This is a genomic window from Streptomyces spiralis (genome assembly GCF_014654675.1).
Taxonomy (GTDB): domain Bacteria; phylum Actinomycetota; class Actinomycetes; order Streptomycetales; family Streptomycetaceae; genus Streptomyces; species Streptomyces spiralis.
The window spans coordinates 123,293-130,437 of record NZ_BNBC01000028.1; the positions used below are offsets into that span (position 1 = coordinate 123,293).

Annotated in this window: 6 protein-coding genes; 5 read left to right on the plus strand and 1 reads right to left on the minus strand. The window is 74.0% G+C overall.

Going from position 1 to position 7,145, the window contains the following annotated elements:
- Nucleotides 1–52 precede the first annotated feature (52 nt).
- Complete coding sequence (mtnA, locus tag IE318_RS26700; protein WP_030167127.1) at nucleotides 53–1,195, minus strand: S-methyl-5-thioribose-1-phosphate isomerase; 1,143 nt, start codon at nucleotides 1,193–1,195, stop codon at nucleotides 53–55.
- 140 nt (nucleotides 1,196–1,335) lie between these two features.
- On the opposite strand from mtnA, the gene IE318_RS26705 reads away from it, so the two are divergent.
- From IE318_RS26705 to IE318_RS26725, 5 genes are read left to right on the plus strand one after another with little or no spacing between them, the layout of a single operon-like run.
- Nucleotides 1,336–2,700 (plus strand): DUF7847 domain-containing protein, encoded by a 1,365-nt coding sequence (locus IE318_RS26705; RefSeq protein ID WP_189904364.1) that lies wholly within the window; start codon nucleotides 1,336–1,338, stop codon nucleotides 2,698–2,700.
- A gap of 4 nt (nucleotides 2,701–2,704) precedes the next feature.
- On the plus strand, nucleotides 2,705–3,487 hold the full coding sequence (locus tag IE318_RS26710; RefSeq protein ID WP_189904365.1) for a DUF4129 domain-containing protein: 783 nt from the start codon (nucleotides 2,705–2,707) through the stop codon (nucleotides 3,485–3,487).
- Complete coding sequence (locus IE318_RS26715) at nucleotides 3,484–4,692, plus strand: DUF4350 domain-containing protein (protein WP_189904367.1); 1,209 nt, start codon at nucleotides 3,484–3,486, stop codon at nucleotides 4,690–4,692. Before IE318_RS26710 ends, IE318_RS26715 begins: the two co-directional genes overlap by 4 nt.
- A complete protein-coding gene (locus IE318_RS26720) occupies nucleotides 4,692–5,681 on the plus strand; it encodes an AAA family ATPase (RefSeq protein WP_189904375.1) in 990 nt (329 codons plus the stop codon). The genes IE318_RS26715 and IE318_RS26720 overlap by 1 nt, the downstream gene beginning before the upstream one ends.
- Nucleotides 5,681–6,991 carry a DUF58 domain-containing protein gene (locus tag IE318_RS26725; RefSeq protein WP_189904369.1) on the plus strand — a complete coding sequence of 437 codons (1,311 nt, stop codon included), beginning with the start codon at nucleotides 5,681–5,683 and terminating at the stop codon, nucleotides 6,989–6,991. Before IE318_RS26720 ends, IE318_RS26725 begins: the two co-directional genes overlap by 1 nt.
- Nucleotides 6,992–7,145 lie beyond the last annotated feature (154 nt).

A 7,145-nucleotide genomic window follows, 5' to 3' on the forward strand; every position in this document is an offset into this window, starting at 1 on the left:
CTGCCTCTGCCGCCTTGAACGGCGAACGGGAAGGGTAGCGAGTAACGAGGTCCTAGCCCACCGTCGCCTGCCGCGAGCGTGCGCACAGCTCGGCCAGGCCCTTGGCGGTCACCGGGGACACCGCGCCCTCCTCGGTGACGATCGCGGTCACCAGCTCGGGCGGGGTCACGTCGAACGCCGGGTTGTAGGCCGGGGTGCCGAGAGGCGCGACCGGGATGCCGCCGCCCGCTCCCATGACCGGAACCTGCGGGGCGACGAGCTCGGTCACCTCGTAGCTCGGCCGCTGCTCGACCTCGATGGCGGCCCCGTCCGGGGTCTCCAGGTCCACCGTCGTCACCGGGGCCACCACGATGAACGGCACATGGTGGTAGCGGGCGAGCACCGCGAGCGGATAGCTGCCCACCTTGTTCGCCACCGATCCGTCCGCCGCGATCCGGTCCGCGCCGATCAGCACCGCGTCCACCTCGCCCGCCGCGAACAGCGAACCCGCCGCGTTGTCGGTGAGCAGGGTGTACGCCAGGTCGTTGCGGGCCGCCTCGTACGCCGTCAGCCGGGCCCCCTGGAACAGCGGCCTCGTCTCGTCCACCCACAGCCGCCGCAGCCGCCCCGCCCGGTGCGCGGCGAGCGCCACCGCGAACGCCGTCCCCTCTCCGCCCGACACCAGCGACCCGCTGTTGCAGTGGGTCAGGATCCGGTGCCCACCGCCGGACAGCAGCTCGTCCAGCAGCGCCAGCCCGTGCTCGGCCATCCGCTCGCTGGCCCGGGCGTCCTCCTGGTGCATCTGCCGTGCCGCGGCCAGCGCCGCCGACGCGGCCTGCCGGGGATCACCGGTCCTGGTGAGCGCGGCCCGGTACGCGGACTGCGCCCGCTGCACCCCGACCGACAGGTTCACCGCGGTGGGCCGGGCTCCCGCCAGCGCGGTCGACGCCTCGTCCACGTCGAAGCCGCGTGCGGCGGCGAGCGCGACACCGTACGCCCCGGCGATGCCCAGCAGCGGCGCCCCGCGCACGGCCAGCGACCGGATGGCCTCCACCAGCGCGGGGGCGTCCGTGCACACCAGCTCCACCTCCTCGGCGGGCAGCCGGGTCTGGTCGAGGAGGACCACGACCGGCCCCTCCGGCGGCTCCTCCCAGCGGATGACCGGGATCCCCGCCTGCCGGTTGTCACCACGGGTCTGCGCGTACTGATCAGCCATGCCGTCAGTGTTCCCCGTATCGCACGGACAATGGAAGGCACGCAGCCCCGACCGTGGCAGGTCACCCGAACACCACCCCATGGCACGATGGCTGCCAACCTGCAGCCGCGACCGCGGACGGGCACCGTGAAGGAGCGACGATGAAAGACACTCCGGGCTGGGCCTCGCCCGGATCCGCCCCGTCCGACGGGCAGGAGACCGGCGCGTCCGGCCCTGCCGACGCCGCCGGCCGACCCGACCCCGCGCAGCCGGCACAGCCGGGGCAGCCCGCGGACCAGCCGGGCACCCAGCCGCAGAGCCCCGGCGTGAAGTGGTCCAAGGAGCAGCCGCCACCGGGCCAGTGGTCCGCGCCCACCGGCGCACCGGCTCCCGGCCAGACCCCGCCACCGCCGCCTCCGGGCCCCGGCTGGGGCACCCCGCCACCGCCCCCCGGCGGCTACGGCGGTCCAGGGAGCGGCGGATGGGGCGGCCCGGGATACGGCGGCCCCGGCGGCTACGGCGGATGGGGCGGCCCGCCGCCCGCCGCCAAGCCCGGCGTGATCCCGCTGCGCCCGCTCGGCGTGGGCGAGATCCTCGACGGCGCGGTCTCCATGATGCGCACCCACTGGCGCACCGTGCTGGGCATCTCCCTCGTCGTCGCGGTCATCACCGAGATCATGACGATCCTGGTGCAGCGCCTGGCCCTGCAGAACACCATCGACAGCGACGCACTCGACGACCCGAACGCCTCTCCCCGCGAACTGTTCCGGGCCATGGGCGACGCCCTGCTGGGCTCCGGCGTCCTCTTCGTCGTCTCCCTGGTCGGCACCGTCCTGGCCACGGCTCTGCTCACGACGGTCACAAGCCGCGCGGTGCTCGGCCGGCAGGTCACCGTCCGCGAGGCCTGGCGCGACGCCCGCCCCCAGGTGCTGAGGCTGGCCGGGCTGATCCTCCTGCTGCTGCTCATCGGCATCGGCGCCCTCGCCGTGGGCGTGCTGCCCGGCATCCTCGTCGCCGCGTCCGGATCGCCCGTCGGCGGCACCGCGCTCGCCGTCCTCGGCGCCCTGGCCGGCGGTGTGGTCGCCGTATGGCTGGCCGTCCGCTTCTCCCTGGCCTCGCCCGCGCTCATGCTCGAGAAGCAGGGCATAAGGAAGGCCATGACCCGCTCCGCCAAGCTGGTCCGCGGCTCCTGGTGGCGGGTCTTCGGCATCCAGCTGCTGGCCGCACTCATCGTCGGCATCATCTCGGCGATCATCGTGATCCCCTTCGGCCTCATCGCCGCGGCCTTCAGCGACGGCGGCGTCTCGGGCCTGCTCGACGGCTCCACCGACCTCGGCTGGACATACCTCATCATCAGCGGGATCGGATCGGTGATCGGCTCCCTGATCAAGTTCCCGATCTCGGCCGGTGTCACCGTGCTCCTCTACATCGACCAGCGCATCCGCCGCGAGGCCCTCGACCTCGAACTGGCCCGCGCCGCCGGGATCCAGGACCCCGGCTCCGGCACACCGGCCACGGGGAGCTGATGCCGTGAGTCTGCCGGGGGGAGTTCTCACAGCACCGCACGCGCTGCCACGCGCGGCACACACAGCCGTACGAACGCTGCTGCACACGGGCGGCAGGTCCGCCGTCGAGGCGCAGCCGGGCCCCGGCGAACCGCCCGTGACCATCCCGCGCGACCCCGCTCGGGAGGCGGCCCGCCGCGAGCTGTCCAAACGCATGTACCACGAGAACGACCCCGGCGTGCTGCAACGCGCCCTCGACCACTTCTGGAACTGGGTCGGCAACCTGTTCGACTCCGCCTCGGCCGCGAGCCCCGGCGGGACCGTCGGCCTCGTCGTCGTCATCGTGGCCGTCCTCGCGGTGCTGGGCGCCCTGTGGTGGCGGCTGGGCACCCCGCACCGCGCCCCCGCCTCCGCCCCCGCACTGTTCGACGACCGCCCCCGCAGCGCCGCCGAACACCGCGCGGCCGCAGAGGCACACGCCGCCCAGGGCCACTGGAACCAGGCCGTACAGGAACGCATGCGCGCCGTCGTCCGCTCCCTGGAGGAACGCGCCCTCCTCGACGTACGCCCCGGCCGCACCGCCGACGAGGCCGCCGCCGAGGCCGGCCGCACCCTGCCGGCGCACACCGACCGGCTCCGCGCCGCCGCACGGGACTTCGACGACGTCACATACGGCGGCCGCCGGGCCACCGAGCAGTCGTACCACCGCATCGCCGAACTCGACCGCGACCTGGAACGCACCAGGCCGCAGCACACCAGCAGCGACCGGAGCACGGCCCCCACCACCCACCAGGGAGCCGCCGGATGACCCTCGAGGCCACCACCAAGGCCCCGCCCCCGTCCACCTCGGTCTCCCCCACCGCCCGCCAGGTGTGGACCCGAGGGCGCGGCATCCTGCTCGCGCTCGTGCTCCTCCTCGCCGCGGGCATCACCCTGGCCGCGCTCCGCTCCGGCGACCGGCACGGACGTCTCGACCCGCGCTCCGCCGACCCCTACGGCAGCCACGCCGTCGCCGCCCTCCTCGCCGACCACGGCGTGTCCACCCGCGTGGTCACCACCCTCGACCAGGCGCGGGCCGCGGCCGGCCCCGACACCACCCTGCTCGTCGCCGTCCCCGACCTGCTGACCCGGCACCAGCAGTCCCAGCTGCACACCGCGACCACAGACTCCGGCGGACGCACCGTCCTCGTCGCCCCCGACACCCCCTCCGTCGGCCGCCTCGCCCCCGGCGTCACCGCCGACCCCGCACCCGGCTTCGACACCACCCTCGCCCCCGACTGCTCCCTGCCCGCAGCCCGCCGCGCGGGCACCGCGGAGACGGGCGACGGCGTCCGGTACTCGACCACCATCCAGAACGCCGACTCCTGCTACCCCAGCGACGGCCTGCCCACCGTGCTGCGCATCCCGCACAGCGCACTCGGCGGCGACACCGTCGTCCTCGGCGCGCCCGACATCCTCTACAACGACCGCCTCGACAAGCAGGGCAACGCCTCGCTCGCCCTCCAACTCCTCGGCTCCCGCCCCCATCTCGTCTGGTACCTCCCCTCGCTGACCGACGACTCCACCCAGGACACCGGCGAACGCGGCTTCTTCGACCTGCTGCCCTCCGGCTGGCTGTGGGGCACCCTGCAACTCTTCATCGCAGCCGCCCTGGCCGCCCTGTGGCGGGCACGCCGGTTCGGCCCCCTGGTGCCCGAGAAACTCCCCGTAGCGATCCGCGCCTCCGAAACCACCGAAGGCCGCGCCCGCCTCTACCGCAAGGTCAACGCCCGCGACCGCGCGGCCGCCGCTCTTCGCTCCACCACGCGCACCCGCCTCGCCCCCCTGGTAGGCATCCCCGTCACCCAGGCACACACGCCCGAGGCCCTGCTCCCCGCCCTGTCCGGCCGGCTCGACACCGACGCACAGGCCCTGCACGACCTCCTCTTCGGCCCGCCGCCCGGCGACGACGCGGCCCTCGTCTCCCTCGCCGACCGACTCGACGCCCTCGAAAGAGAGGTACGCCGTCCATGATGGACCCGACCACTGACAACGCCGGGCACACCGGGGACGCGGCCGGCGCCCGCTCCTCCCTGGAAGCCCTGCGCGCCGAGATCGCCAAGGCCGTGGTCGGCCAGGACCCCGCCGTGACCGGCCTCGTCGTCGCACTGCTCTGCCGCAGCCACGTCCTGCTCGAAGGCGTCCCCGGAGTCGCCAAGACCCTCCTGGTCCGCACCCTCGCCGCCGCCCTGGACCTGGGCACCAAGCGCGTGCAGTTCACCCCCGACCTCATGCCGAGCGACGTCACCGGCTCCCTGGTCTACGACGCCCGCACCGCCCAGTTCTCCTTCCAGCCCGGCCCGGTCTTCACCAACCTCCTTCTCGCCGACGAGATCAACCGCACCCCGCCCAAGACCCAGTCGTCGCTGCTGGAGGCCATGGAGGAACGCCAGGTCACCGTCGACGGCACCCCGCGCCCGCTCCCCGAGCCCTTCCTGGTCATCGCCACCCAGAACCCCGTCGAGTACGAGGGCACCTACCCCCTCCCCGAGGCCCAGCTGGACCGCTTCCTCCTCAAACTGACGATCCCGCTGCCCTCCCGCCAGGACGAGATCGACGTCCTCACCCGCCACGCCGCCGGCTTCGACCCGCGCGACCTGCGCGCCGCCGGCGTACGCCCCGTCGCCGGCCCCGCCGACCTCGACGCCGCCCGTGTCGCGATCGCCAAGACCACCGTCTCCCCCGAGATCGCCGCCTACGTCGTCGACCTCTGCCGCGCCACCCGCGAATCGCCGTCCCTCACCCTCGGCGTCTCCCCGCGCGGAGCGACGGCCCTGCTGTCGACCTCCCGCGCCTGGGCCTGGCTCACCGGCCGCGACTACGTCATTCCCGACGACGTCAAGGCCCTCGCCCTGCCCACACTGCGCCACCGTGTGCAGCTGCGTCCGGAGGCCGAGATGGAAGGCGTGACCGCCGACTCGGTGATCAACGCGATCCTCACCCACGTCCCGGTCCCCCGCTGATGGCCCTGACCGGACGCGCCGCCCTCCTCGCGGCCCTCGGCTCCCTCCCCGTCGGCATCTGGGACGCCGGCTGGACGGGCATCCTCGCCGTCAACGCCCCCCTGGCCGTCGCCTGCGCCTGCGACTACGCCCTCGCCGCACCGGTGCGCCGCCTGGGCCTGACCCGCTCGGGCGACACCTCCGTACGCCTGGGCGAAACCGCCGACGTCACCCTCACCGTCACCAACCCCTCCAGGCGCCTGCTGCGCGCCCGGCTGCGCGATGCCTGGCCGCCCAGCAGCTGGCAGCCCGGCACGGAGACGACAGCCTCCCGCCACCGTCTGACGGTGCCGGCCGGCGAACGCCGCCGCGTCACGACGCGCCTGCGGCCCACCCGCCGCGGCGACCGTCACGCCGACCGCATCACCATCCGCTCCTACGGCCCGCTCGGCCTGTTCTCCCGCCAGGGCACCCACGAGGTCCCCTGGACCGTGCGGGTCCTGCCCCCGTTCACCAGCCGCAAGCACCTTCCGTCGAAGCTCGCCCGGCTACGGGAACTGGACGGCCGCACCAGCGTGCTCACACGCGGCGAAGGCACGGAATTCGACAGCCTGCGCGAGTACGTCCCTGGCGACGACACCCGTTCCATCGACTGGCGCGCCACAGCCCGCCATTCCACGGTCGCCGTACGCACCTGGCGCCCCGAACGCGACCGGCACATCCTGATCGTCCTCGACACGGGCCGCACCTCCGCGGGCCGCGTGGGCGACGCACCGCGCCTAGACGCCGCCATGGACGCGGCCCTGCTCCTGTCGGCCCTCGCCTCCCGCGCCGGGGACCGCGTCGACCTGCTCGCCTACGACCGCCGGGTCCGCGCCCTCGTCCAGGGCCGCACCGCCGGTCAACTCCTGCCGTCCCTGGTCAACGCCATGGCCACCCTGGAACCGGAGCTGGTCGAGACGGACGCCCGGGGCCTTGCCGCCACGGCCCTCCGTACGGCTCCGCGCCGCTCGTTGCTCGTTCTGCTCACCAGTCTGGACGCGGCTCCCGTCGAGGAGGGCCTGCTGCCGGTGCTCCCGCAACTAACCCAGCGCCACACGGTCCTGGTGGCCTCGGTGGCGGATCCGCATGTCGCTCGCATGGCCGCGGCCCGAGGAAACACGGAGGCGGTCTACGAGGCCGCCGCAGCCGCCCAGTCCCAGTCCGAGCGTCACCGCACGGCGGAACAGCTCCGCCGCCAGGGCGTCACGGTCGTCGACGCCACACCGGAGGATCTGCCGCCGGCACTGGCGGACGCATATCTGGCACTGAAGGCGGCGGGCCGCTTGTGAGCGAGCCGTCAGTGCTACTCGGGGGCGTAAGCCCCCTACCTCTTTTCCCCCTGAACGCAGAAAAGGCCCACGCCATCCGGCGTGGGCCTTTTCTGAAGAATTGTTCGGCGGTGTCCTACTCTCCCACAGGGTCCCCCCTGCAGTACCATCGGCG

Coding starts and splice junctions, on each gene's coding strand:
- mtnA (WP_030167127.1), bottom strand. CDS start 1,195: ATGGCTGATCAGTACGCGCAGACCCGTGGTGACAACCGGCAGGCGGGG.
- IE318_RS26705 (WP_189904364.1), top strand. CDS start 1,336: ATGAAAGACACTCCGGGCTGGGCCTCGCCCGGATCCGCCCCGTCCGAC.
- IE318_RS26715 (WP_189904367.1), top strand. CDS start 3,484: ATGACCCTCGAGGCCACCACCAAGGCCCCGCCCCCGTCCACCTCGGTC.
- IE318_RS26720 (WP_189904375.1), top strand. CDS start 4,692: ATGGACCCGACCACTGACAACGCCGGGCACACCGGGGACGCGGCCGGC.
- IE318_RS26725 (WP_189904369.1), top strand. CDS start 5,681: ATGGCCCTGACCGGACGCGCCGCCCTCCTCGCGGCCCTCGGCTCCCTC.